The organism is Thiolapillus sp. (assembly GCF_048562965.1).
Taxonomy (GTDB): Bacteria; Pseudomonadota; Gammaproteobacteria; order Chromatiales; family Chromatiaceae; genus Thiolapillus; species Thiolapillus brandeum_A.
On the sequence record NZ_JBHNMF010001245.1, the window covers coordinates 1 to 756 of the forward strand.

1 protein-coding gene is annotated in these 756 nt (G+C 58.5%); it reads right to left on the minus strand.

The annotated features are described in order from the left end of the window. A partial coding sequence (locus ACOCD2_RS23570; RefSeq protein WP_419607339.1) for an RNA-guided endonuclease InsQ/TnpB family protein occupies window positions 1-756 on the minus strand: 756 nt, incomplete at both ends.

The window sequence follows — 756 nt, forward strand, 5'->3', positions numbered from 1 at the left end:
CGCGGCATTGGTATCCGCGTGTTCGGTATGACCACAAGCCTGGCAGTGAAACACCGCCTGGGTGGGCCGGTTGGCCGGGCTGACATGGCCGCAGACCGAACAGGTCTGGCTGGTGTAATGCGGTGGGACTTTGATCAGCATCCCGCCTCTCCAGTCGAGCTTATAGTCGAGCTGACGCACGAACTCGCCCCAGCCCTGATCCAGTATGGATTTGTTCAGCCCGGCCTTGGCCCGAACATTCCGTCCCGGATCATCAGCGGTGCCCGCTGCCGACCGGCTCATATTCCGCACTTGCAGATCCTCGACAAACACCATCGCTTGGTTCTCGCTGATGGCGGTTGAGGTTTTGTGCAGAAAATCCAGACGGCAGCAGGCGATCTTGTGGTGAAGCTGCTGAATCTTACGTTTCTGTTTCCGCCAGTTGGCGGAGCACTTCACCTTGCGGCTCAAGGCGCGTTGCGCCCTTGCCAGTTGATCCTGATACTTGCGATAGGCATTGATCGGATCATAGGTAATGCCGTTGGACAGAGCGGCGAAATTCGCCACGCCCAGATCAACGCCTACGTCCGTGGTGGACGGATGCACCCGCTCAGGCAATGCCTGTTCCACCTGCACCGAGACATACCAGTGCCCGGCCTGATAGGACACCGTGGCATTTTTCACCGTGCCGGAAATATCCCGGCTCTTGAAAAATCCCACCCAGCCCAGCTTGGGTAGATAGATACGGCGATTGTCCAGCTTCACGCCCTGGGGGTA